Source organism: Paenibacillus sp. FSL R5-192, from assembly GCF_000517845.1.
Classification (GTDB): domain Bacteria; phylum Bacillota; class Bacilli; order Paenibacillales; family Paenibacillaceae; genus Paenibacillus; species Paenibacillus amylolyticus.
In genome coordinates, this window is record NZ_ASPR01000002.1 from 140,037 (window position 1) to 165,855 (window position 25,819).

A 25,819-nucleotide genomic window follows, 5' to 3' on the forward strand; every position below is an offset into this window, starting at 1 on the left:
TTGCTTATTGCGAATGAGCATGTAGTGAATGGCAGTATCCTCAATTTTGTTAATGATTAGATTAATAAAATATTTCTAACGAACTCAGACGGCCTTATTGGCGGGGAAATCGCGGCTTAGGAATTCTAACGAACCGTAGACACGCTAATTACTCTTTTGGGCGCTATTATCGGATCAGTTCGGTGGTATGTCGTGATATAGCGTGTCTGAGATTCGTTAGAATTTCCATTCGTTGTAATATCGCCTGATAAGGCCTCCCAGGTTCGTTAGCACGCAATGATATACGGAGAGTCTGATGAGTTCCAAACCAAAACTGCTCTCATTCACATACATTTGTATACATTCGCACATACTCTTACTCATTCGAATTATTTCGCTTTATCCATCCGTGTTCATCTCTCCTACTTCGATGCAAGCATCTTGGATGCCTGTCCGAATGAAATGCCGGTATAGTAGTGTTTGAGAATTTGGGTGGCCGTGTGTCCCTCCTGCGCCATGCCGTTTGCTCCCCATTGGCTCATGCCAACCCCATGCCCATACCCGAACGTTGTAATTTGGACCTCGTCACCTGTGGTCTTCCAACTGAACTGGCTGGATCTTAATCCAAGCAGCTTGCGAACTTCGGGTCCGCTGAATGTCTCACCTGCAATCTGCATTTCCTTAATCCGATGCCCTTTGGTTGTAGACAATACTTCCATCCACGATCCACCCTTCTCGGCGGTAACCGGAATGGCATCCAGGTTTAACTTCTGCAGAATATCATTACGCTTCATGGTGACGGTCTGCTTGAATCCTGGTGCCAAATTTTTGTCCCACGGACTGTCTACACTTTGCAGATACGGCACAGCGTTCCCCCATACATCCTCCGCATTCTCGGTATACCCATTACTTGTGGAAAAAAAGGATGCGGTGATTGCCTTGCCCTGATATGTCATCACCGTATCTCGACTTTCGCGTACAGCCTGTTGCAGCTTCTCCCATTCCTTCGCCTTCCCTAGACGCGTCCAATCCGCTTTCACCTGATCTGGCGGAATAAACACCTGATGGTTGACCGTATCCGTCACATCCGCCGCACCTGATGGAACACCGCTTGTATCACTCGCAGCTAACCTACGCACGATAAATGTACGAGCAGCTATTGCCTGCGCCTTTAACGCCTCCAGTCTGAATTCCGCAGGCATCTCAGCTGCCACCACCCCGGTAACATAGTCTTCCAGTTGCAGATTCATCGTTGTGCCCGTTGCAGACAGGTATACGCGCACTTTAGGTTCAGGGTACGTAACAGGAACGGCTGGCGCAGGAGCTGGGGTTCTTGTACTGCTTGAATCTGTTGGAGCAGGGATCGGCTTTGGTGATTCGCTTGTCCGCGGCCATACCAGAATTACCGGAATCAGTAACGCCATTGCCAATAAGGCAGATACAGCGGCAGCAGGTTGCCATCGCGTCGTATTACGTCCCCATCGGGGTTTTCGTCCAAACGTCCGCATTCGGCGACGCTTCACTCGGCGGAACTGGTCCAGCTCAATAACAGGTATATGAATATGCTCGGTTGTCTTTCGGTTCAGTTCATCTGCCGACACCCGTCCTGGATTGGATAATCTTGCAGGCTGTGATGGAACAGTCCTCAGGTTCAATGGGGCAGGCTTGTCTTTTTCCACTCCAGAAACGGTATTTCCCTCCGGCTCTTGCATACCTGGACGAGGGACAAGGGGTACCTTTACCTGTACACGAGCTTCTTTCATTCGAATATAACCCTCCGTTATCTATGGCCGGTCATGTGCCGGTCGTGTTGTTCAAATCCATAGTTTAGGTTATGAGCTGGCTTGATCTGATAGAACCTGATTTGAGAGAAACGAGGCCCTTTTCGTTCTGTTCAATTTCTTGTTTTCTTTTGCTATGTACATCATAGAAACGTTGATCTGTCGCTGTATACCGGTGTTTAGCTGGATCCGACACCCATATAAAGTATGCTCTTTCATTTGGTTCAGAATCGATACAGAATACGATGTTATGCTATACAAGTTAGGACCAGCTATTAATAGAATCAGGTATCAAATATCTCGTTGTCTTCTTAAAAGTAAACACAAAAAAAGCCAAGCCAGATGGCTTAGCTTTATCATTTTTTACAATATACGTTCCATCGCATTCATAATCCACACAACCGTGTGACTCATAATAGAGGGCCATATTTTTTCTATTCAATCCAGTGTTAAGCCAAAGTTGGTTGTACCTTAAACATCGGTACTTCTTTCTCCACTTTTTCACTAGGTGCTTTGGTTGCTTCCAGCTTAGGCTCATCAACCGAGATCCGATAGATGTCAGCGCCAAGTCCGTTAAGCTTCTCAGCGAGATGTACATAGCCACGGTCGATGTGATGAACACCGCCCACTTCCGTTGTACCTTCAGCAACAAGACCTGCAATAATGAGTGCGGCACCCGCACGCAGATCGGTAGCCGTTACTTTGGCACCCTTCAGTTTGGCATTACCTGTGACGATGGACGAACGTCCTTCAACTTTGATCTCCGCATTCATCAATTGGAATTCATCCACATGCATGAATCGGTTTTCAAAAACAGTCTCTGTCACGACACTTGTTCCTTCAGATGCAAGCAAAAGTGCCATCATCTGGGATTGCATATCGGTCGGGAATCCTGGGTATGGTAATGTTTTCACATCCACAGCCTTAAGAGGGCGATCTGCGATTACACGCACGCCATTCTCATCCGGTTGGATTGTAACACCCATCTCTTCAAGCTTCGCGATAACGGAGCCTAAATGATCAGAGATTGCACCTTCAATGTACACGTCACCGCCCGAAATTGCAGCAGCAGCCATATACGTACCAGCTTCTACCCGATCCGGAATAACGGTGTGTGTAACACCTGTCAGTTTCTCCACACCTTCAATGCGGATCACTCCAGTACCAGCACCACGTACGATGGCACCCATCCCATTCAGGAAGTTGGCAAGATCCACAATCTCAGGTTCTTTTGCCGCGTTCTCCAGAACAGTTACACCTTCGGCCAATGTTGCAGCCATCATAATATTTTGAGTGGCACCTACGGAAGCCACATCCAGATAAATTTTCGCGCCACGCAACCGACCTTGGCTACGAGCTTCGATATAACCTTGGCCCAAGCTGATCTCTGCGCCCATGGCTTCAAAACCTTTCAAATGCTGATCAATAGGCCGTGTACCGATGGCACATCCACCAGGAAGTGAGATTCTTGTATGACCCATTCGAGTCAACAAAGGCCCCATGACCAGGAAAGACGCCCGCATTTTACTTACCCATTCATACGGGGCTTCACAGGAAGTAAGTTTCTCCGCATTTACGGTAATCACTTCGTCCCGGTATGTAACTCCCGCTCCCAGCGATTCCAACACCTTGTTAATCGTCATCACATCGTCTAGAGGAGGCGCGTCAATAATAACGCTTTGTCCTTCTTCCCCTAAGAGAGAGGCAGCGATGATCGGAAGAACAGAATTTTTAGCGCCGCTAACTTTGACACTTCCGGTCAACCTTTTGCCACCGCGGACGATAAATTTGCTCATCATGGTTCCCTCCGCGCTTTTATTCCCTTTTCTTCATTCCGGAATACGTAAGCCCCACTATGCTAGAAAGGACTGTTGCTGTGTGTGGAATTTCGACATATTCTGGCATATTGCCACAGATGTCTGTTCAGAAAAGAATTGGTTTTTATAATCCATATCAATGATACCATGTGCCGTGCATCTTGCTATTCAGCATGTAAAAATCAGTGTCTTACAAGCCAGCAGAGCATCAGAACAGACAGAGTGGGATGGTTATTAGCCGGCATGAACCGGATATCCCGTTTATAACTACAAAATAAGTGAACAATTGTGAATTCCCTAACTTCCATCATAACATTGTTGAATTGTACGATACAAGCATTTTTACATAAAACATCTCAAATTCATCCAATTTTACGTCACATTTTTTTCTTAATTTCTTTACCGACAACTCATACTCTAATTGTTAACACAATTAATCGATGTTATTCGACAATGAGCAGCTTGAAGAACCTAACAGATGATTAACCAACCATCTCAACATTAAAACAAATTACGCAACATTTGAGTCCAGGACAAGTAGTCAATGACAAAGCCAGCAACGGCATGCCCCAAAATGATGGCGAGCAACAAATGCAACAGTCTTCCCTGAGCACCTCGTGGCTGCCTGATGATTAAATCCAGTTTGAGATTTGTCAAAGCCCACCAAGACAACGCAATACATAACAGGGAGACGATGATTGAGACCAAGCCATTGGTGCTTAATGCTTGGTTCACCTGATTCGTCAGATCAGTATCCATATATTCTTTACCTCCACATTTGTTGCAGCGATCAGCATATCATATGCCCGGCACCCATAACTTGTTAGTATACTGGAATGTCTTAAGCACAACATACTGAGCGTACTGTCAGATTTACTCCTGCCAGGCAGGAATCTCCTGATGCCCAATCACCGAGCAGCAACAATGCGGCTGTGCATGACTATGGAATCTACTACGCAGCTTCCTGCTTCTGCTGACTCTATGGAATATAGGCTCTTTCATCATACATTGTCAATTACATTGATTTCCACTTCTAAAATATTTTAATTTTAAAATGCCGGGATTTTGTGACTAAAACGACATAAAAGAGCGCTATTTCGATATCGATTCTGTCATTTCCTCGGAAATAATTTAAATTTACTCATGAAAAAAATGGTTCTCTTAGTGGTAAATGCGCCCACTACTTTAGTCCTACATTCTATTCAAATAATCATAATCGGTGAATATTTTGCTTAAAATACTTCTGTTTACTGAAGGGATAGGATGGATTTGTGGTCAGCCCTTTTGATATATTCGATAAAACAATTCTATTAAACAAACTCAAAAAAGCCCGGCAGACTAAGCCGCCAGGCTTCAAAGAATCGTTTATTTGCCGAACACATTAATCCGGTTAACCGCTTTTTGCAGCGCAATCTCTGCACGACGGTGATCAAAGTGGTCCTGATTGCTTTGGCTTGCAAGCCGACGTTCTGCCCGCTCTTTCGCCGCACGCGCACGATCCACATCAATGCTTTCCGGGAATTCAGCACTCTCTGCGAGTACAACAACCTTATCTTTACGAACTTCGATAAACCCGCCACCGATAGCAACTCGTTTATTTTCTTTTCCGTTATGGATATAGATTGGTGCAATCTGCAAAGGTGTAACCATAGGAATATGACCTGGCAGAATGCCCAGTTCCCCTTCAATACCACGAGCCGTAATGCTATTCACCTGTTCTGAATAGACCAAACGCTCGGGTGTTACGATTTCCAACAAAAAGGTGCTCAATTCCATCCCTCCTGAAACTATCCGAAGGATAGCCCACATAAGGACAATCCTGGATTCAGACTAAACCAGTGTTTTGGCTTTCTCCACTGCCTCTTCAATTGTACCAACAAAGAGGAAAGCTGCTTCCGGAAGATCATCATACTTACCTTCGAGAATCTCTTTAAAGCTGCGCACCGTTTCTTTAACCGGAACGTATTTACCTGGAATACCGTTAAATGCTTCAGCAACGTGGAAAGGCTGGGACAAGAAACGTTGGATTTTACGAGCACGGTATACAAGCGCTCTATCTTCTTCACTCAACTCGTCCATACCCAGGATTGCAATGATATCTTGCAATTCATTGTAACGTGCCAAGATACGTTTAACGCCTTGAGCTACGCTGTAGTGTTCTTCACCTACAACTTCAGGGGACAAGATCCGGGAGCTGGAAGCCAGTGGATCTACCGCAGGGTAGATACCCATCTCGGAAATTTTACGCTCCAAGTTCGTCGTTGCATCCAAGTGGGCAAACGTCGTTGCAGGAGCCGGGTCAGTGTAGTCATCCGCAGGCACGTAGATGGCCTGGATGGATGTTACAGAACCTTTTTTCGTTGATGTGATACGTTCTTGCAGTTGACCCATTTCTGTTGCCAGCGTAGGTTGGTAACCTACCGCGGAAGGCATACGTCCAAGCAAGGCAGATACTTCTGAACCCGCTTGGGTGAAACGGAAGATATTATCGATAAAGAGCAACACGTCACGGCCTTCTTCATCACGGAAGTATTCCGCCATCGTCAGACCTGTGAGGGCTACACGAAGACGTGCGCCTGGAGGCTCGTTCATTTGTCCGAAAACCATTGCTGTTTTGTTGATAACGCCGGAATCACTCATCTCGTGATACAAGTCATTACCTTCACGTGTACGCTCACCAACACCCGCAAATACGGAGATACCGCCGTGCTCTTGTGCGATGTTGTTGATCAATTCTTGAATGGTTACCGTCTTACCTACACCGGCACCACCGAAGAGACCGATTTTACCACCTTTAGCGTAAGGAGCAAGCAAGTCGATAACTTTGATTCCTGTCTCCAGCATTTCTGCTTGGGTAGTCAGTTCATCAAATGCAGGTGCTGAACGGTGAATCGGGTTCTTGTGCTCAGCAGCTACGGCACCGCCAGTATCAATTGCTTCGCCGAGTACGTTAAATACACGACCCAGTGTTGCTTCTCCGACGGGTACAGAGATTGGTGCTCCTGTATCTAAAGCTTCCATACCACGAACAAGTCCATCCGTGGAGGACATCGCAATACAACGTACTCGGTTGTCACCCAGATGTCTCGAAGCTTCGAGTGTAAGGTTCACACTTACGCCGCTCTCACTTACTGTAGTGATCGTAATGGCATTGAGGATTTCCGGCAGACCGCCGCGATCAAACTCGACGTCAACAACCGGACCCATGATGCTCACAACGCGTCCTTTGTTCATCTTAACGTTCCCCTCCTACAAGCCTGCTACTTTTGCAAAAATAATGTACCGTTCGTTTATCTTTGCTCTGCAAGCCTTCATTAATAAAAAAACGGTTAGCCTTGTGCTGCGTTGGCACCTGCCACAATTTCCGTAATCTCCTGCGTAATCGCCGCTTGACGGGCACGGTTATAGGTCAATGACAAGTCGTTAATGAGTTTAGATGCATTTTTGGTTGCATTACCCATTGCCGTCATTTTCGCGCCGAGCTCACTTGCCTTACCGTTCAGAAGTGCACCATAGATCAGCGTTTCCGCGTAACGCGGAAGCAGAACCTCCAGTACAGCTTCAGCAGACGGCTCGTATTCGTAGCTTGCCGTTGGTCCTTCCGCAGCAGTTACCTCAGGTGTTTCCATCGGAAGAAGTTTTTCTACCGTAGGAATCTGGGTCAACGCATTCACAAAGCGGTTATAACAAATGTACAATTCATCAAATTCAGCCAGTTCAAACCCATGAACAGCTTCGTGTGCGATGGATTTGATGTCTGCAAATGAAGGCGAATCCGACAGATCCGTTGTTGTGGATGCCATCGCAATTTCACGACGTCTGAAGTAATCGCGTCCTTTACGTCCAATGACGAACAATTCGTAGTCATCCTGGGAGTTGTGGCGCTCTTTGAGCGTCTGATTAACCTGACGCAAAACGTTCGCATTGTATCCACCTGCAAGACCACGGTCCGATGTAATGATCAGGTAAGCTGTCTTTTTGACCGGACGGCTCTCCAGCATCGGATGCTGTATACCTTGCGTGCTTGATGCAATACTAGCTACAACTTCTTTCAGTTTCTCCGAATAAGGACGGGCTGCTTCCGCTTTTTCCTGCGCTTTACGCAGTTTTGCAGCAGCTACCATCTCCATTGCTTTGGTGATCTGCTTGGTGCTTTGTACGCTTTTAATTTGCCGCTTAATTTCGCGCATGCCTTTTGCCATGATTTCACCACCTTAAAGTTTTGACAAAGTCAAAACTACATCGTAAGCACAACCCTACTTTGACGGGGTCAAAGTTACTTCGTAAGCATCATCTTTTTTTGACAGAGTCAAAGTATTACATGCAGACATGCGGAATCGGTTAGACAACTCCGCACCTGCAGTCATTTATTTAGACAGAGACAGCAAAGCTCTTTCTGAACTTCTCAATTGCACCTTTCAGTGCATTTTCGTTGTCTGCAGTCAATTCTTTAGTATCACGGATGGATGCAAGAATTTCCGGATGACTGCTCTCCATGAAGGCAAGGAACTCACCTTCGAAACGAGTCACATCACCTGTAGGAATTTCATCCAGGAATCCTTTAACGGCTGTGTACAAGCTGACCACCTGTTGTTCTACGGCCAGAGGCTGGTTTACACCTTGCTTCAGGATTTCCATCATACGTGCACCACGATTCAGGCGAGCCTGAGTCGCTTTGTCCAGATCGGAACCAAACTGGGAGAACGCTTGAAGCTCACGATATTGAGCGAGGTCGAGACGCAGGGAACCTGCAACCTTTTTCATCGCTTTGATCTGAGCAGAACCACCGACACGAGATACGGAAATACCTACGTTGATTGCCGGGCGTTGTCCAGCATTGAACAAGTCAGCTTCCAGGAAGATTTGTCCGTCCGTGATGGAGATTACGTTCGTTGGAATGTATGCTGATACGTCGGAGGCTTGTGTTTCAATGAACGGCAGTGCGGTTAAAGAACCACCACCCAGTTCATCATTCAGCTTCGCAGCACGCTCCAGCAAACGGGAGTGCAGGTAGAAGACGTCACCCGGATAAGCCTCACGGCCCGGTGGACGACGAAGCAACAAGGAAAGCTCACGATATGCAGAGGCTTGTTTGGTCAAGTCATCATAGATAACCAGAACGTGCTCGCCTTTGTACATGAAGTACTCACCCATCGAACATCCGGAATACGGTGCGATGTACAAGAGTGGTGATGGATCGGAAGCTGCTGCAGTTACAACGATTGTGTACTCCATTGCGCCTTTACGACGAAGAGTTTCCACAACTTGAGCAACCGTAGACTGTTTCTGACCAATAGCCACATAGATACACTTCATGCCGCTACCTTTTTGGTTCAGGATCGCATCAATCGCGATGGATGTTTTACCTGTTTGACGGTCACCGATGATCAACTCACGTTGTCCACGACCGATTGGAACCATTGCATCAATGGCTTTGATCCCTGTTTGCATCGGCTCATGAACCGATTTACGATCCATTACGCCTGGTGCTTTACCTTCAACCGGACGGAATTCCGTTGTAGCGATTGGCCCTTTGCCATCTACAGGAATACCGAGCGGGTTCACAACGCGTCCAATCAATGCTTCGCCTACAGGCACTTGCATGATTTGGCCAGTACGTTTCACTTGGTCACCTTCACGAATATCGTAGTAAGGTCCCAAGATAACGACACCGACATTGCTTTCTTCGACGTTCATGGCGAGTCCCATAACACCGCTTGGGAATTCAACCAACTCGTTGGACATGACGTTCTCAAGTCCGTAAACACGAGCGATACCATCACCAACCTCGATTACCGTCCCGACTTCGACTACATCGATATCGGTCTTGTATTGTTCGATTTGGCTCTTAATTAATGTACTGATTTCTTCTGGTTTGATACTCAAGTGTCCTCACCCCAATCTACTGTACTCGTCTGTTAAAAGACTGCTCAAGACGTTCGAGCTTGCCAGCCAAGCTGCCGTCATAGATCGTATCGCCAATGGCGACTTTCAATCCGCCCAGCAGAGTCGGATCAACAATGTTCTCGATACGAATCTTTTTATTCACACGGCCACCGAATTCACGGGCTACCGCTTCTTTTTCTTCATCATTCAACGCATAAGTGGAGTAGACACGTGCATCAGCGATGCCCAGCGACTCACCTTGGATCTTCCGATAATCATTCAGCAAGTCTCCCAGCAATTCAACGCGTCCGCGTTCAATTAACAACAAAACTGTACGAAGGACAGGTTCGGATACCTTACCATCAAGACTTGAGTGAAGCACGTTCTGCTTGACTTCATCAGAGATATTAGGAGATACGATAAATTTCTCGATATCTGCATCTCCGGTCAATGCACTGACTACCGCAACCAGTTCCTGTTCAACCTCAAGCACCTGCTGTTGCTGAAGAGCAACTTCGAACAATGCTTTCGCATAACGCTTGGCAACTATCGTATCGCGGCTCATTGTCGGCCTCCTACCTCATTGAGGTATTGGTTCACAAGTTCTTCTTGTGCAGGACCGTTCTCAACTTCTTTTTTGATCAACTTGGATGCAATCTGAACGGAAGCTGTACCCAGTTCGCTGCGAAGTGCTGCGACTGCTTTGTTCTTCTCGCTCTCGATTTCGCGTACTGCATCGTCTTTCAGACGATTAGCTTCAGCTTTTGCATCAGCCAAAATCGATTCAGCTTGTTTGCCACCTGTTTGTTTGGACTGTTCAATGATGTCGTAAGCATCTTGACGTGCTTGTTCAAGAGCTTGTTTTTGTTCCTCCACATAGGCAATGGCCTGTTCCCGAGTCTGTGCAGCCTCATTCATCTGCGTCATCACGAGTTCACGACGTTTTTCCATAATGGAGAACAAAGGCCCGAAGGCATAACGGCTAAGCAGCCAATATAAAATTGCAAATGCAACAATCGCAAGAAGCGTATTTTCCCATATGAAACTCAATCTGTTCACTCCTTCCTGGAGGTATCCTTGAAACGTCATCCGTTAGAACGGACATTACCTAAAAAGAAGGCGCGGATGGCTATGGCCTTCCCCGCCAAACCTTTAAAATTTGATTAAGCCATACCGTAGAACATGAACGCGAGTACCACACCGATGATCGGCAATACCTCGATCAAACCTACACCGATAAACATTGTTGTTTGAAGAGTGGATTTTGCTTCCGGTTGACGGGCAATACCTTCCACCGTTTTGCTGATTACCATACCGTTACCAATACCTGCGCCAAACGCGCCCAGTCCTGCAACAATTGCTGCTGCGATTAATGCCATTGCTCCCATTTGTATATCCTCCTTAAAATGATAAATCGAATTTTTTATTGTTCAGCCTGGTGAAGAAATCTTCGTAGGGCTTGAAACTTAATGCTCGTCATGCGTCTCGATGCTCTGTGAAATGTACACCATCATCAAGATAACAAACACAAATGCCTGGATCGCGCCGATAAAGATACTAAAGCCTTGCCACACCATAAGTAGCGGAATCGCTGCAATAGCACCAAACACTTTGAATGTGGTCAGTTTCAGGATCGTTGCGATCAGTACCTCACCAGCGAAGATATTCGCGAATAAACGCATACCGTGTGTCAACAGCTTGGATGCCGTCTCAATCAAGTTGATTGGCAAGAACAAGGCGAATGGCTTGAAGTAATGCTGGAGATACCCTTTGGTGTTACGGAACAATCCAAGTCCATGAGATACAAGGAACGCTACGAGAGCAAGTCCCATCGTTACAGACAAGTCAGCTGTTGGTGATTTCCACCAGGCCAGTTCAACGTGTGGGTGTGCTTCAGGGTCCTTGGCATGCGCTTTTTCAAACGCCTCCACCGCTGTAACAATCGGCTTACCGAATACCTGTGCCTGATTAACATCTGTTACCTCAGATACAGCCACGAGCGGAAGTCCGAGCATGTTCCCTACAAAAATGAACATAATCATGGAAAGAGCGAGAGAGATAAAATGTTTACCTTTCTTCATATCCATTGTACTGGAAATCAGATTGCGGACGAATTCTACTGCCCACTCCATAAAATTTTGCAGCTTGCCGGGATTTTCAACGGATAATCTCCGTGTTGCCAGTACAGCAAAAATAAAAACAATTGCACCTGTAACTACCAGCATCAACAGAACCGATAGATCCAGTCGAAATCCGCCAAGCATAATAATTGGAGCTTCATGCATATTTTTCTCACCCCTTTCTCGACTTGAAAGCTGCAGCCCTTAACATCATTCTGCTCTGCGGGAATAGACAATCCCTATAATCAATAAGGAATATTGTGCAATGACGAGACCGCCTGCAACCGCATATGTATTGAAGTACTGCGGAAAGCGCATCGATATGAATATACCGAGCACAGCGAATGCCGCTCTTGTCAAAAATCCCAAGTTGACACGCTTCAAGTTACCTTCTGCCGCATCATCAGACATTTTCCTTACTTTGTAGCCCAGGTAAAATGCATTGATCCAGCTAACTCCTGTACCCAGGGCCAGTCCCAAAGCAATTGTCTCCACACGTGGCATAAAGGCCGCTGCGAGAAAACAAATCATAAGAAAGTACATGACGAAAACAGTCATCGATCTGCGGTATCTGGTTAGTTCACTCATCACTTTCCCCCATGATTTTTTTCGCGATAAAGTAGATGCTTACACCGCCTGCCGCAAGAAAAAAGAGAACGCTTACGGCGATCCATATTCCGTTACCTCCGATGGTCTTGTCCAACCAGGAGCCAGCGTAATATCCGGCAACAGCGAGAATGGCAATCTCGATCCCAAAAGCTGTCACGAGTCCCATCGCTTTCCATACATTATCGTCATGGTTACGGGATGAATTTGGTTTGTTCGAATCGGCCATTTTCCACGCCACCCTTGCAATCCCAGTTAATTTTACTGAATGATGAGAGCCTTTGTCAATTGAATGATTTTAGCGTTTTAAAGGGGGAAACGACGGGAATACAGACCCTCAAAGCCCATAAACCCGCGTAAACCGTACAGTTTAACTGTATGCTTGCCCTTTATAAATCCGTCAGAAAAAATGTATTATTTTTTGAATTTTCTGTGAAATGATTCCGGACGTTCACTATTTACACCGAAATGATGCAAAATCGCATTGACAATTCTTTCCGAAGCATGTCCATCACCGTATGGATTGGCAGCCTGGCTCATGCTTGCATACAGGGTTTTGTCTGTGAGCAGAGCTTTGGTCCGTTCATACACACGTTCCTCTTCGGTACCTACCAATTCCAGCGTTCCGGCTTCAATACCTTCCGGGCGTTCTGTTGTATCGCGCAATACGAGCACAGGCACACCAAACGAAGGTGCTTCTTCCTGCAAACCGCCTGAATCGGTCAAAATCAAGTGAGTGTGCGGGTAAAAGTTATGCAAATCCACCACGTCTAGTGGATCAATTAATTGAATACGGGGATGATTCCCCAAGATCGCGTGAGCCGGCTCCTTCACAGCAGGACTTGGATGCACCGGGTACACGATGGCAATATCTTCGAATTCGTCGGCAATCCGTTTGACGGCCTGGAAAATGTTGCGGTGAGGCTCGCCTTGAGATTCACGGCGATGAGCTGTCATCAGCACAAGGCGTTTGCCTTGGGCCCAATCAAGTACCGGGTGTGTGTAGTCCTCCCGTACAGTATATTGAAACACATCTGTTACCGTGTTGCCTGTGACGTACGTACTAGACTCCGATTTATTTTCTTTGGCAAGATTGGAAGAAGACCAATCCGTAGGCGCAAAGTGTAGATCAGCCAGTACTCCCGTCAGCTGACGGTTCATCTCTTCCGGATATGGAGACAGCTTGTTCCACGTCCGCAGCCCCGCTTCCACATGTCCTACCTGAATCTGTTGCAGGAATGCTGCGTAGCTCGCTACAAAGGTAGTTAATGTATCCCCGTGAACCAGTACAATATCCGGCTTAGCTTCGGCTAACACTGGCTCCAGACCGCCAAGAACACGAATTGTAATTTCATTCAATGTCTGACGGTCCTTCATCACATCCAGATCATAATCGGGATGAATGTCGAAAACTTCAAGTACCTGATCCAACATCTGGCGATGCTGCGCAGTTACGCAAACAATAGATTCAATAGACTCAGGGTGTTTCTGCAATTCCAAAATAAGCGGAGCCATCTTGATGGCTTCCGGACGCACCCCGAAGATCGTCATAACTTTAATTTTGTTGGACATTCGAGCAAGCCTCTTTTCTACTCCGCATGCAATATGCTTATTTAGTGCCGTATAGACGGTCTCCTGCATCTCCAAGCCCTGGAACGATATAACCATGATCATCCAGACGGTCGTCCAATGCTGCTACATAGATGTCCACATCGGGATGTGCATCTTGCACAGCTTTTACGCCTTCCGGTGCCGCAACCAGGTTCATCATCTTGATTTGGGTACAGCCACGTTTTTTGAGCACGTCAATAGCTGCAATTGCCGAACCACCCGTTGCCAGCATCGGATCAATTACAATCAATTGACGCTCTGTTACGTCTGTAGGCAGTTTGGTGTAGTATTCTACCGGTTGCAGTGTTTCCGGGTCACGGAACAGACCCACATGTCCAACTTTTGCCGCTGGCAACAATTTCACAACGCCATCCAGCATTCCGAGTCCTGCGCGCAGAATCGGCACCAGTCCGAGCATACGTCCAGAGATAACTTTACCTTGTGTTGCAGCTACAGGTGTCTGTACATCAATCGTTTCCAGTTCAACATCTCTTGTAATCTCATAAGCCATCAACGTTGCTACTTCATCCACCAATTCACGAAAATCTTTCGTATTCGTACGCATGTCGCGTATAAACGTCAGTTTGTGTTGAATCAAAGGGTGATCACATATTACTAATTTTCCCATCTAATTTGTCCCTCCGGTAAGTTCTTCATGTTCAGCATTTCCAAATATACCTAGCCACCATTCATGGGCTCGATAAATCCTGTATATTATATCATCACCAACAACGAATTACACCATCAAAGGGCACCCAATCATTACAGATTACCGAATCCTATAAAAAACAGGACCGGAAAATGATCCATCCGGTCCTGTTTTGCTCCTGCTGTTATGTCGTTAAGAAAATGAAAATGATGAATACAATGGCACTCCGCCTACAGAATGATCCTTCGATCGCTGTTATCCCCAGATTTTTTTTATTCTCCTTTTAACAAGGGAAAAATCCGGGGATAAAGGCGAACGCTTCGCTTCTGCGGTCTCATTCTGTCTGCTTCGTTTTTTTGTATCCCATTTTAAGAACATCTCAAATACAAACAGCATGAGCAAAGTTTTTTAGTATTTAAGATCTGTATAGAGCGGGAATTGGTCTGTCAGTGCAGTCACTTCTGCACGGGCTTCATCCAGCTTCGTTGTATCTTTTGGATTTTTCAGCGTTTTGGCAATGATCTTACCAATAGCAACCATCGCTTCTTCGTTCATGCCACGGGAAGTTGCAGCAGGTGTACCAATTCGAATACCACTTGTTACAAACGGGCTTGTAGGGTCGAATGGAATGGCATTTTTGTTCACGGTAATACCGATGGAATCAAGCACATGCTCAGCTTCCTTACCTGTGATGTTCACACTGCGTGTGTCGATCAGCATCAAGTGGTTATCTGTACCACCGGATACGATGTTCAATCCTTCAGCGATCAGTGTTTCAGCCAGAACCTGTGCGTTTTTCACGACATTCTCAGCATACGTTTTGAACGATGGTTGCAAAGCTTCACCGAATGCTACCGCTTTGGAAGCGATCACGTGCATCAAAGGTCCACCTTGGGAACCTGGGAATACGGCTTTATCAATCGCTGCTGCCCACGCTTTGCGGCACAGAATCATACCACCACGAGGTCCACGCAGCGTTTTGTGTGTAGTTGTTGTAACGAAATGCGCATGTGGAACCGGGTTTGGATGCAAACCAGCAGCAACCAGTCCTGCGATGTGAGCCATGTCCACCATGAACAAAGCGCCTACATCATTGGCGATGGAAGCCAGCTTTTCAAAATCAATGGTACGCGGATATGCACTTGCACCTGCAACGATCAGACGAGGGCGGTGTTTGAAAGCCGCTTTGCGTACTTCATCATAATCAATCAGGAATGTATCTTCCTGTACGCCGTATGCTACAAAGTTGTACAGCAAACCAGATGCGTTAACCGGGCTACCGTGTGTGAGGTGTCCACCATGGGCAAGGTTCATACCAAGTACAGTATCACCAGGTTTCAACGCTGCAAGATATACTGCCATGTTCGCTTGTGCACCGGAGTGAGGTTGAACATTCACGTGTTCTGCTCCGAACAATTCTTTTGCACGATCACGCGCGATGTCTTCAACGATGTCCACATGCTCACAACCGCCATAGTAACGTTTACCTGGATATCCTTCAGCGTACTTGTTGGTCAGAACAGATCCCATTGCTTCGATTACTGCTTCACTTACGATGTTCTCGGATGCGATCAGTTCGATGTTGTTCTGTTGACGTTTCAGTTCAAGATTCATCGCTTCCAGTACTGCCGGGTCATTCTTGCGCAATTGTTCCATGATTAAATTCCTCCCAGTTATAAGTGAAGTTATAAAGTGAAACTAATGTTTACACGAAAACGGCGAGTGCAACACCAATCTGAAGAAACGAAGTGGTCGCCTTTATCACCGGATTTCCCCTTTTAAATAGGGAATTAAAAAATCTGGGGATAACAGCGATCGGAAGATGGTGATGCAATCAAAGTCAGGAGTGTAACCCAATTAGTCTCGCTTTATATGTTAGTCACAAAATGTCGAATCTGGTTGTTCTTCCATACGATACACCGCGCGTTCGCCGCCAATCAACTTCGGACGGGTCAACGCTGTGGTTACACGAGCATCTCCAACATAGCGAAGCGCTGTACGATAGGGTACGGCTACATGCCGGAGATGCATCCCAATCATCGTCTCCCCAATGTCCAGTCCCGCATGGGCCTGCACATGTTCAGCCAGGCATGGATCGGTCAGCGAACGATATGCTGCGGATGCCATTGAACCTCCGGCCTTGGGCACGGGTACTGCACCAACCTCGGTCAATCCAAGTCGAGTAAGCACAAAACGTTCCATTACCAGCGCACGGTTCAGATGCTCACAGCATTGGAATACCGTGTCAAAACCGAACTCTTCCTGCACCTCGCGTATACCCGCAAGAAGCTGCTGCGCCACTTCAATGGCACCACTCGTACCAATCCGAGCGCCTGCGACTTCACTTGTGCTTGTACCGATCACAACGATCTGTCCAGGCCCAAGCTGTCCGGCAAGCGCCAGTTCATGCAGAATAGACGCGGTCTGTTCCTGCAATCCGGGTTGTTCCGAATCTAACTCTATAGTCATCCTATTATCGCCTCCCGATAAAATCATGCCTGCTGTCTCTTGGTTGTCCTTCGTATTCTTGCACGGCATCTCAGGTACTATTATAGCGAATAATCAGATGAAAGACGAAAAAAAGAGCAGTCTGCGGGTAACGCAGAATTGCTCTTTTGCCCAGGCGACCGGCCGTTTGTTCCGGTGCTCCATCGTGGTTATGCCCACTTCGTCGCCAGTTACACCGGATCCCTGTTTTCCCCTTCATCATAAAACAACCCGCGGCTAAAATCAACGGTTAATTTACATCACGTGTCCTATTTCTATAACCTGCCTCGCAGGATCAGAATTATCCCAGCTTATCCAAAAGCCGGTCCAATGCCGTCCGAATCTCAGCTGCAGCTATATTGTAATCATCACGACTTCCTCCAAACGGATCGGAGATGTCGAAACTTGGAATTCGTTGTCTAATCTCAATGGCTCGCTCACGCTCCGATGCCAGGATCTCTTGGCCAAGGGCACGTTTCATCTCAAGCGTTGCAAACAGGCTGTCCAACTCCTGAACATCACTTAATACCTGTTCATCATCCTCCACATATTCTTTCAATGTATAGGTTTTGTGGACTGAATCGGGAAAAACCTGCATGACATGCTGCTTATGACTCCGTGTTAATGTAAGAACCAGATCGGCCCAACCTACCAGGTTAGAGCTAAGCTGTGTGGAATGAGGTGGACCTTCAACGTTATGATCTCTCAAAACCGCTTCAGCATGTCGGGAGATCGGCATACCCGACGTTGCTGCCACACCTGCGGAGCGAACCTCTACCTGAATGCCACGCTCCGATGCCAGTTTTCTCAAAAGCCCCTCTGCCATGGGGCTGCGGCACGTATTTCCTGTACACACGAATAAAATATGTTTCATTGTGTTAGCCTCCCCATTTTACATATGATGCGAATGATATGATATTTCAAGTTTTATTCTAAAATATAAACAAAAGTCCAAACGCAAGCAAGATTGCGCCACCAATGGCTTCGCCGTAATCCCCGAGATTCTGGCTCACCCGACGGCCTAATAGCAGACCCATAACCGACATCACCCCGCCACACACACCGAAAGCAAGTACAGTTAAGATCAGATCACTGCTAAACATCCCTAAGGAAACGCCAACGGAGAATGAATCCACACTTACGCTGAGGGAGAACAAAACAACGCCGAGCAGGGAACGGTGGTCCACCAGCTTTGTATCGCCTTCACGGAATGCATTCAGAATCATATGAGCACCCAGCAAAACAAGCAATCCACCTGCCGCATACGTCGTAATATCACCGAGCAGGGAGCTGACGTATTTGCCCATATACATGCCGATGAGCGGCATGATGATATGAAATAGCGCCGTTACAATACTGATTCGCAATACATCCCGCAGCCGAATGCCCTTCATGCCAATTCCGATCCCGAGTGAGAACGCATCGAGGCCAAGCGCAATAGCCATGATCAAAATGGTTACCAACTGCCCTACATGGACAGACACATCCCACATCCCCATACCCCCAAGTCACGTAAAGGTTCTTGTACACGATATGCGGACAAGGACCTAAACATGACCGATGAAAGGCAACCGGCGACGGATCTCTGGTCAGATGCTGGCTTTATAGAATCTTGAGTTTGTTTTGGAAAAAGAGTGATTAGCTCTCCTGACTGTATGATCAGGAGAGGTTATGAGGGTTGCTGGTTGCCAACTTGTATGAGTTGGTTCCCCGCAGCCTTGAGCAGCCGATTCATGACGGCTGCTCCCAGCCCTTCGCGTGAGCAGGCTTCAGCCACAATATATGTGGCGCCTTGCTCATCGCAGCTGCGCAGCGCGGCGTATAGCCGGCGCGCTGCTTCTTCCAGCTCGCTGGCATCACCCAGCGAGAACACGGCATCGGCGCGGTACTGCTCCGCGTGCTCGGCGAACGCCAGCACAGCGGTGCGCTCTCCGCGCTGCGCCGCCTCTGCGAGGGCGGCGCTGATCCAGGCCGCCACCGCTGCGGGCGGCCCCTCTACCACGCACAGCGCCCCTGCGGGTGCGTAGTGCGTGTACTTCATGCCCGGCGAGCGTGGCGCCGGGCTACCCACGCCATCGGCCCCCTCCGCGAGCAGCGCGGGGTCCGTGGCGACACTGGCGGCAACGGCGGACAGTTGTTCCGCCGTAATGCCGCCAGGGCGCAGGATGGTGACGGTACCGTCGTCACCGACCTGCACAACCGTGGACTCGACGCCCACCCCGGTGGGGCCGCCGTCCACAATGCCGCCGATGCGGCCATCCAGATCCTCGCGCACATGAGACGCGAGTGTCGGGCTTGGCCGCCCGGAGCGGTTGGCGCTTGGCGCAGCCACAGGGCATGCCGCCGCCGCGATTAACTGCAAGGCCACCGAATGGTCCGGCATGCGCACGGCCACCGTGTCCAGACCCGCGGTGACACGCGGGGACACCGCCCCCGGCCTAACCGGCAACACCAGCGTCAGTGGTCCCGGCCAGAAGGCCGCCATCAGCGCTTCCGCCGTTTCATTCACTTCCGTGACCAGCGCATCCAACTGGTCACGGTTCGCGATATGCACAATCAATGGATTGTCGGAAGGTCGGCCTTTGGCGACAAATACAGCCTCCACGGCTGCTGTGCTACGCGCATCGGCACCCAAGCCATAGACCGTCTCGGTCGGAAAGGCCACCGTCTGACCTTGACGAATGCAGGCTGCGGCAGTCTGCAAGTCGGCGAGCGCCTGTTGATCAGCGCTCCCCTTTTTCACATCCAACATTTCAATATTACCCATTCCGTGATCATTTTCAGCGCTCACCAAGACGCGTACATCCCACATCTCGGTGACCAGCTCTCCCGGAGCTTTCATATCACGTTCTTCTCTACCATCCCTCATCTCAGAGGTGTGTTGCAATGGTTCGTTTTCTCTGCTCATATATCATCATTCCTAAACTTCAAGTAGGTTAGTTCATATCCATATTCAATATAAGTAATTATAACACACCTGTACCGCCTCGGATGCTCTTGACACTTCACTCCACGCACGAGCCTCACTATAACCTCGCCACCGATTCATATCAAAAGGGCAGCTTCCTGAATCGAAGTCGCCCTTTTTTGTAGTAAAAATCCGTTGTTATGCGAATAATCCAGTTACCCAACTCCATAGTTTCACAGCCATATCCCACAGAAAGAATCTCGCTTCCGGTGTGTCTCCCTGCACAGATGCCTCTGCATCTCCTGGTTCAGCCGCTGCGGCTGATACGGTTGAAGGTTTCGCCAGTGCATCCCCGGTCCCTGCATCAATGAAGCACAACGGCGGGAACAACACACACCACCAGTTCTGACCTTTGCCTTCCCCCAGCGTGATCCGAACCGCTTCATAATCTCCGGCAGGATAGACGGTGCCACCATATAGTTTGGTCGGGAACGGAACGGAACCCAGCTCCACCTGATACTCATAATTTAAACCGCGACTGGCCAACTCTTCTCCTACTCTATTCTCAATCTCGGACAAATGCTCACGAATAACCTTACGCGCTTCATCCAGACTTTGCGGATTCTCCAGTTTGGCTACCCACTCGCCCATCTGAGCAACGACAGCATCCCGAATCTCACGTTTCACCAATTGATCTCCCGGTGCATCCGAGTTTGCTAGAATACGCAAGCGAATCGATTGTTCTGGAATTGCTGTGGCCGCCACAGCTGCATCCGTTTTCTGACCTTCCCACATCATGATAATCAACATAAGACATACAATAATAAGTCCAATTTGCTTTACAATTCTTCTGCTCATTCCGTTCTCCCCCTCGGCTCTCTGATCACGCTACCTGCAACTCTCTCATGTCTATCAGTATGCCCGGTAGAGACGGAAGTAAACCTAGCATTTGCAATAAATCTACTAAATCGTTTCTATGATTTACACTTTCTCACCTATCATGTTAAAAAGGCTGATCCGCACCTGGTTACAGGGCAAATCAACCTCTTCATTCCTATAAACGATCACGTTATACGTCCCACCGCTTTACTTTTCACCTACACCGACTCAACAGTTACACAGCACTTTTCTCTTTCTTGAGCATATTCCATAAACGTTCCGACAACCGAGGTTGCTGCTCCCCCATCAGAAGTTCATCCTCTTCTTCTTGCCCGTACAACTTAATGCTCATGACTACACCGATGCAAGCCATATTTATAAGCAAAGAGGTACCGCCGTAACTAATGAACGGTAACGTAATTCCTGTGAGTGGCATCAGTCCGAGAAACGCCCCCACGTTCTCAAACACCTGATACAACAACATTCCTATAATACCTACAATGATGACGGGTCCCGCGCGATCTCTACATGCCAGAGCAATCAGCACCATGCGGTGGATCAGGATAAAGTACAACAGAATCAGTACGGATGCACCAACAAAGCCAAACTCCTCTGCGATCACAACAAAAATGGAATCAGAATACGTATAGGGGACTCGTCCACTCTGAACGGATGTTCCTTGCAAGTAACCTTTGCCGATGATGCCCCCAGAACCGATGGCTAAACCTGCATTTTTCGTATGCCAGGAAGCCTTTGAGGTAGCCTTTTCCGGTACAAGCCAGGGATCAATCCGCTCCGCCCAATGCTCACGTTTTATCTTTTCAAGAAAAGTGAAAACTTCACCATGGTAGAAGGTATAGGCTTTAACAAAACCAAAGAACGCCACTCCCACAATCGCCAGTGCAATCAATGCGTGCTTCAGCCTCATATTTCCGATCCAGAATACCGCAGCCAAAATCACCACATACCCCAGCGCATTCCCCAAATCATTCTGAGCCATAACAAGGGCAAACGGAATAAACGCCCAGCAGCCAATCGGCACAATATCTCTCCAAAATTTCAGCGTGCCTCGTTGTCTCTTCACGATCAAATGGGCGAGGAACAAAATCAGAATCATCTTGAACAACTCTGCCGGTTGAAAAGAAAAGTTTTCGCCAAGCTTCAGCCAACCGTTGGCGTTATTGATTGAACTTCCCAGGACATTGGCCAGGATCAGTAGTATGATCCCCAAGCCATACAAATAAAACGCATATTTCACGTATAACTTGTAATTCACAAGCCCGATCACAAGCACCGCAATGAACCCGGCCACATAGAAATACATCGTTTTGACATGATGATTCGCCAGGTTGGCATCTGTCTGCGTTCCGCTATAAATCGCAAATACACTAATAATCATGAGCAACAGCATTACAAAAAGAATCACACCGTCCATCTTTTTCAACATTCTCAACATGACGCTGTCCATCCCCCTGAAATCTAGCATTCTATCATTTCCAATTGAACTCAATATTACCATTGTATAAAAATGGATGATAAAATGGAAATCTGGATGCTTCAGGATGACTATTAAACCATTCAATGGCCCGACTCACACTCTAAAAACAATAAAAACCCCAAAACATCCACCCAATGTGACTTGGGTTGGTCTGTTCCAGGGCTCTATAGTTATCTAGCTTATATACATAAATCTTACGTGTTATTTCACGGTTTGATTCGAGAGCGTTATTGCTCCTGCTGCGACGGCTTGCGTCTTAGCAATTTTCTCACCAGATCTGTAATACTCGGTTGTTCCGCAGAGCCAAGAATATCCTCGTTCTCTTCGGTGTGGACCTTAATACTCATCACAAGACCCATGCTGATCATGTTGATCATAATGGAGGTACCACCCGAACTGATAAACGGCAGCGTAATCCCTGTCAACGGCATCAGACCAATGAATGGACCAATATTAACAAAGATCTGGTAAAGCAGCATCGCTATGATCCCAACAATGAGATAAGGCCCCGCGCGATCCTTACACTCCAGTGCAATCAGCACCAGCCTGTGAATAAGGATAAAGTACAGGAGAAGCAGTACCGAGGCACCGATGAAACCAAATTCTTCCCCAATCTGCACAAAGATGGAGTCAGCATAGGCCAGCGGCACCCGATTTGACTGAATCGTCGTGCCTTCCATATAACCTTTGCCTGTAATCCCACCAGAACCAATCGCAAGCTTTGCATTATACGTCTGCCAGAGTACATCTCTTGAGGTCAGCTCTGGTACAAGCCAAGGATCAAAACGATCCGCCCAGTGCGAACGTCCAATGTCATTCAGGAATTTAACAATCTCATCATGGTAATGAATATACGCCTGTGTACCACCGATAAAAGCAGCCACTGCGATCATAAAGCCAATGAGGGCATGCGTAAATTTAATGTTACCAATCCACAGTAGGCCCACAAGAATGACTACATAGCTTAATGCATTTCCCAAGTCATTTTGAAGCAATACGAGTAGTAACGGCGGCAGAACACAGAGTGTAATCGGGATAACGTCACGTCCAAAATAGAGCGGACGGTTCTTCTTTCGGGCCAAAAAGGCCGATAAAAACACAATCAGGCATAACTTGAACAATTCAGCAGGCTGCAAACTGACCCCGAAGATGGACAGCCAACCTTTTGCACCATAATACTCCTTACCAAAGAACATAACGAATATGAGCAGGAGCATCCCCACGCCATAGATATATAAATAATTTTTGATTATGAATTTATAGTTGATCATCGACATCCCAAAAAAGACTACGAAGCCCAAAATATAAAAGATCACTGCGCTTTTCGGGAGTCCCTCCAGCTTTGGACGACCAAACGTTGTACTGTAAATCGATAAAATACTGATACCCATCAGAATAACGAGTATAAAGACAATAGAATAGTCTATCTTTTTAAATTTGTGCAGCATGTAATTATGTTCCCCCAAGCATTCAGAAATCTTCGGTATATCTCATTGTAGAGGATTTCACGGCAAAAAGAAAACCCGCGGAACCTTACATTTTCGTCACCTGTTCCGAAGTACGAACACCCAGGACATGCCGCTCGATTCCGGCAAGGTCCGGTACAATGATAATTTCCGGCCAATGTCCCGCCGTTTCAAGCAAAGCTGCGATGTCGCGAGCCTGCCCTTGGCCCAGCTCAAAACCAATGATCTGCGGCGGCGTAGGCAACAGCGCCAACTGCTCCAGCATGATACGGTACGGTGCAAGCCCGTCCGGACCGCCGTCCAATGCCATGCGCGGCTCATGATCGCGCACCTCTTGCTGTAACCCGGCGATATCAGCCGCCGGGATGTATGGCGGGTTGGACACCAGGATGTCCACCCGGGCCCCGGCGAACGGGGCCAGCAGATCGCCTTCACGGAAGTCGATCTGTACCCCGTTCGCGGCCGCATTCCGCGCGGCCACTTGCAGGGCAGCCGCCGAGAGATCTCCGGCGCCGACCTGCCAGCGCGGGCGCAGTGAAGCCATCGTCACCGCGATGGCGCCACTGCCCGTGCCAATATCGACGGCGAGCGGAGCGCCGTCAGGAAACACGCGGTCGGCTTCGCGCAGCACAGCCTCGACCAACAGCTCAGTCTCCGGCCGCGGAATCAGCACGGCCGGCGTGACCTCGAACGGCAGCCCATAGAATTCCTGGCTGCCGATAATGTATTGCGCCGGCTCACCCGCAGCCTTGCGCGTGACGGCGTTCTCCCAGCGGCTGCGATGCTCGCTGGGAAAAGGCTCCGGCTGCATCATGTAGTACGCGGCGCCATAAACGCCGAGTACATGTTCCAGCAGCAGCCGGGCATTGTTTTGCGGCTCGTACACGCCGCACTTCTCCAAAAAAGAGGAAGCCTCCACGAAGGCTTCCCGACAGCTCTGTTCCGGCGTCATGACAAACTGCGCGCGGGTCACAGATTATTCTCCTCTATCCATCAACTCGGTCTGCTGAGCAATCGTCAGTGCAGACAAGATATCTTCAATCTCCCCGTTCATGATCTGATCCAGCTTGTGCATCGTCAGACCGATACGGTGATCCGTCACACGGCTTTGCGGGAAGTTGTACGTACGAATACGCTCACTACGGTCGCCCGTTCCCACTTTGCTCTTCCGCTCAACAGAGATCTTCGCTTCCTCTTCCATACGTTTCATATCGAAGATACGTGTACGCAGAACCTGCAACGCTTTTTCCTTGTTGGAGTTCTGTGATTTTCCATCCTGACATGTCGCCACAATTCCCGTTGGAACGTGCGTTACCCGTACTGCGGATTTCGTGGTATTAACCGATTGTCCACCTGCACCACTGGAACAGAACGTATCAACACGGATGTCTTTATCATGAATTTCGATATCAAAATCTTCGGCTTCAGGCATAACCGCAACCGTTGAAGTTGACGTATGAATTCGTCCGCCGGATTCGGTTGTCGGAATACGCTGTACACGGTGTGCGCCGCTTTCGTATTTCATTTTGCTGTATGCGCCACGTCCGTTGATCAGGAAAACAACCTCTTTGAATCCACCGAGATCATTTGTGTTAACGTCCATCAGCTCTACACGCCAGCCTTGTGCATCTGCATAACGTGTGTACATCCGATACAGATCTGCTGCAAACAACGCTGCTTCATCTCCACCAGCTGCTCCGCGAATCTCAACAATAACGTTTTTGTCGTCATTCGGATCTTTTGGCAGCATGAGTACACGAATCAATTCGTCCAGTTCCTTCTGGCGAGTGCTCAGTTCGTCAATTTCCATTTTGACCATTTCGCGCATCTCATCATCCAGTTTCTCACCCTGCATTTCCTTTGCAGCTTCGAGATCCTGACTTACCTGTTTGTATTCATTGTACGCTTCATAAGTTGGTTGCAGATCGGATTGTTCTTTGGAGTATTCCCGCAACTTTTTGTTGTCACTTGCCACATCCGGGTCACACAAAAGTTCGCTCAACTTGTCATAACGGTCGGCTAACGCCTGTAATTTATCCAACATGTATAGTCACCTCACACATTATTTTGTCCATGCAAATATCGTTTTTAATAATTATTTCGGTTTCATTATTCATAACATCTATAATCTA

At 47.9% G+C, this 25,819-nt stretch carries 25 protein-coding genes and 1 riboswitch; all 25 genes read right to left on the reverse strand.

All coding sequences use genetic code 11. The annotated features are described in order from the left end of the window. Positions 1-401: 401 nt before the first annotated feature. A complete protein-coding gene (gene spoIID / locus C161_RS00690; RefSeq protein WP_036612551.1) occupies positions 402-1,742 on the reverse strand; it encodes a stage II sporulation protein D in 1,341 nt (446 codons plus the stop codon). A 467-nt stretch (positions 1,743-2,209) separates the two neighbouring features. Further along, entirely contained in the window at positions 2,210-3,556 is a 1,347-nt protein-coding gene (gene murA, locus C161_RS00695; RefSeq protein ID WP_017691942.1) for a UDP-N-acetylglucosamine 1-carboxyvinyltransferase, read from the reverse strand. A 522-nt stretch (positions 3,557-4,078) separates the two neighbouring features. After that, the gene (locus C161_RS00700; protein ID WP_017691941.1) at positions 4,079-4,336 is read right to left on the reverse strand and encodes a DUF1146 family protein; all 258 of its coding nucleotides are present in this window, start codon (positions 4,334-4,336) and stop codon (positions 4,079-4,081) included. A gap of 606 nt (positions 4,337-4,942) precedes the next feature. Further along, positions 4,943-5,347 (reverse strand): F0F1 ATP synthase subunit epsilon, encoded by a 405-nt coding sequence (locus tag C161_RS00705; RefSeq protein ID WP_036612555.1) that lies wholly within the window; start codon positions 5,345-5,347, stop codon positions 4,943-4,945. Between the two features lie 60 nt (positions 5,348-5,407). Continuing rightward, the gene (gene atpD, locus C161_RS00710; protein ID WP_036612557.1) at positions 5,408-6,811 is read right to left on the reverse strand and encodes a F0F1 ATP synthase subunit beta; all 1,404 of its coding nucleotides are present in this window, start codon (positions 6,809-6,811) and stop codon (positions 5,408-5,410) included. 95 nt (positions 6,812-6,906) lie between these two features. Continuing rightward, positions 6,907-7,779 carry an ATP synthase F1 subunit gamma gene (gene atpG / locus C161_RS00715; RefSeq protein ID WP_036612560.1) on the reverse strand — a complete coding sequence of 291 codons (873 nt, stop codon included), beginning with the start codon at positions 7,777-7,779 and terminating at the stop codon, positions 6,907-6,909. A gap of 169 nt (positions 7,780-7,948) precedes the next feature. Continuing rightward, positions 7,949-9,463 (reverse strand): F0F1 ATP synthase subunit alpha, encoded by a 1,515-nt coding sequence (gene atpA, locus C161_RS00720; RefSeq protein WP_036612563.1) that lies wholly within the window; start codon positions 9,461-9,463, stop codon positions 7,949-7,951. A 16-nt stretch (positions 9,464-9,479) separates the two neighbouring features. Further along, the gene (locus C161_RS00725) at positions 9,480-10,028 is read right to left on the reverse strand and encodes a F0F1 ATP synthase subunit delta (RefSeq protein ID WP_036667767.1); all 549 of its coding nucleotides are present in this window, start codon (positions 10,026-10,028) and stop codon (positions 9,480-9,482) included. Next, positions 10,025-10,513 (reverse strand): F0F1 ATP synthase subunit B, encoded by a 489-nt coding sequence (gene atpF / locus C161_RS00730; RefSeq protein ID WP_036612568.1) that lies wholly within the window; start codon positions 10,511-10,513, stop codon positions 10,025-10,027. The genes C161_RS00725 and atpF overlap by 4 nt, the downstream gene beginning before the upstream one ends. Positions 10,514-10,626: 113 nt before the next feature. Continuing rightward, on the reverse strand, positions 10,627-10,851 hold the full coding sequence (gene atpE, locus C161_RS00735; RefSeq protein WP_017691934.1) for a F0F1 ATP synthase subunit C: 225 nt from the start codon (positions 10,849-10,851) through the stop codon (positions 10,627-10,629). A 78-nt stretch (positions 10,852-10,929) separates the two neighbouring features. Then, positions 10,930-11,748, reverse strand: a complete 819-nt coding sequence (gene atpB / locus C161_RS00740) for a F0F1 ATP synthase subunit A (protein WP_017691933.1) — start codon at positions 11,746-11,748, stop codon at positions 10,930-10,932. Positions 11,749-11,793: 45 nt separating this feature from the next. Further along, positions 11,794-12,171 carry an ATP synthase subunit I gene (locus tag C161_RS00745; protein ID WP_017691932.1) on the reverse strand — a complete coding sequence of 126 codons (378 nt, stop codon included), beginning with the start codon at positions 12,169-12,171 and terminating at the stop codon, positions 11,794-11,796. Further along, positions 12,164-12,418, reverse strand: coding sequence for an AtpZ/AtpI family protein (locus C161_RS00750; RefSeq protein WP_017691931.1), 255 nt, complete (start codon positions 12,416-12,418; stop codon positions 12,164-12,166). The genes C161_RS00745 and C161_RS00750 overlap by 8 nt, the downstream gene beginning before the upstream one ends. Before the next feature lie 185 nt (positions 12,419-12,603). Continuing rightward, positions 12,604-13,761 (reverse strand): non-hydrolyzing UDP-N-acetylglucosamine 2-epimerase, encoded by a 1,158-nt coding sequence (gene wecB, locus C161_RS00755; protein ID WP_036667768.1) that lies wholly within the window; start codon positions 13,759-13,761, stop codon positions 12,604-12,606. 37 nt (positions 13,762-13,798) lie between these two features. Then, a complete protein-coding gene (gene upp, locus C161_RS00760) occupies positions 13,799-14,428 on the reverse strand; it encodes a uracil phosphoribosyltransferase (RefSeq protein ID WP_017691929.1) in 630 nt (209 codons plus the stop codon). A 429-nt stretch (positions 14,429-14,857) separates the two neighbouring features. Next, positions 14,858-16,108: a serine hydroxymethyltransferase gene (glyA, locus tag C161_RS00765; RefSeq protein ID WP_036667769.1), complete on the reverse strand. Its 1,251-nt coding sequence runs from the start codon at positions 16,106-16,108 to the stop codon at positions 14,858-14,860. 216 nt (positions 16,109-16,324) lie between these two features. Next, positions 16,325-16,918 carry a TIGR01440 family protein gene (locus C161_RS00770; protein WP_036667770.1) on the reverse strand — a complete coding sequence of 198 codons (594 nt, stop codon included), beginning with the start codon at positions 16,916-16,918 and terminating at the stop codon, positions 16,325-16,327. 141 nt (positions 16,919-17,059) lie between these two features. Further along, positions 17,060-17,141: riboswitch (ZMP/ZTP riboswitch) on the reverse strand. A gap of 96 nt (positions 17,142-17,237) precedes the next feature. Beyond that, positions 17,238-17,810, reverse strand: a complete 573-nt coding sequence (locus tag C161_RS00775; RefSeq protein ID WP_036612575.1) for a low molecular weight protein arginine phosphatase — start codon at positions 17,808-17,810, stop codon at positions 17,238-17,240. Positions 17,811-17,868: 58 nt separating this feature from the next. Beyond that, complete coding sequence (locus C161_RS00780; protein ID WP_036667772.1) at positions 17,869-18,429, reverse strand: manganese efflux pump MntP; 561 nt, start codon at positions 18,427-18,429, stop codon at positions 17,869-17,871. A gap of 176 nt (positions 18,430-18,605) precedes the next feature. Continuing rightward, positions 18,606-19,805 (reverse strand): L-threonylcarbamoyladenylate synthase, encoded by a 1,200-nt coding sequence (locus C161_RS00785; RefSeq protein WP_442789421.1) that lies wholly within the window; start codon positions 19,803-19,805, stop codon positions 18,606-18,608. Positions 19,806-20,042: 237 nt separating this feature from the next. After that, the gene (gene spoIIR, locus C161_RS00790) at positions 20,043-20,702 is read right to left on the reverse strand and encodes a stage II sporulation protein R (RefSeq protein WP_036667774.1); all 660 of its coding nucleotides are present in this window, start codon (positions 20,700-20,702) and stop codon (positions 20,043-20,045) included. A 256-nt stretch (positions 20,703-20,958) separates the two neighbouring features. Next, complete coding sequence (locus C161_RS00795; protein ID WP_036667775.1) at positions 20,959-22,179, reverse strand: FtsW/RodA/SpoVE family cell cycle protein; 1,221 nt, start codon at positions 22,177-22,179, stop codon at positions 20,959-20,961. 269 nt (positions 22,180-22,448) lie between these two features. Next, positions 22,449-23,669: an FtsW/RodA/SpoVE family cell cycle protein gene (locus C161_RS00800; RefSeq protein ID WP_036667776.1), complete on the reverse strand. Its 1,221-nt coding sequence runs from the start codon at positions 23,667-23,669 to the stop codon at positions 22,449-22,451. A gap of 85 nt (positions 23,670-23,754) precedes the next feature. Next, entirely contained in the window at positions 23,755-24,639 is an 885-nt protein-coding gene (prmC, locus tag C161_RS00805) for a peptide chain release factor N(5)-glutamine methyltransferase (protein WP_084649989.1), read from the reverse strand. A gap of 24 nt (positions 24,640-24,663) precedes the next feature. Further along, positions 24,664-25,731, reverse strand: a complete 1,068-nt coding sequence (gene prfA / locus C161_RS00810; protein WP_017691918.1) for a peptide chain release factor 1 — start codon at positions 25,729-25,731, stop codon at positions 24,664-24,666. Between the last annotated feature and the right edge of the window lie 88 nt (positions 25,732-25,819).